Consider the following 383-nt stretch of genomic DNA (forward strand, 5'->3'; position numbering starts at 1 on the left):
ACACTGCATGGCGCTAACGGATATATGTTAAGGCACTCATGCTTCGCCAATATTTCCACTACGAGCACTGTTCAAGAGTTAAAAGAAATTGCAGGGTATCTGGCGTTAGACGTGGCGGCCCAGTATTTTTATTGTGATGATGAAGAGTTTCATAGGAGAATAGTGGCGTCACTTCCGTCAATATTAAAATATTCAATTAAAGATGCTGGTGACGATTTTTCTTGATCGATGTGTGTCGGTGCATATGGTATCAATCGGCTTTCAAAACGCGTTTTTATAAACAAATTTTCTTTTTCGCAAAGGTCAAAAAATACTGCCTGTATTGTAAGTGCAACTCTCAGTATTTTTAAGCTCCTGGTAAAGAGAGCTGATGCACTGTGAAG

1 protein-coding gene is annotated in these 383 nt (G+C 39.4%); it reads left to right on the plus strand.

Going from position 1 to position 383, the window contains the following annotated elements:
* Positions 1-225 (plus strand): hypothetical protein (locus AC1DLB_RS32340; protein ID WP_477786576.1); only part of this gene is annotated, 225 nt, incomplete at its 5' end.
* Positions 226-383: the final 158 nt, after the last annotated feature.

It is taken from the genome of Pseudomonas sp. 05N434, from assembly GCF_056396965.1.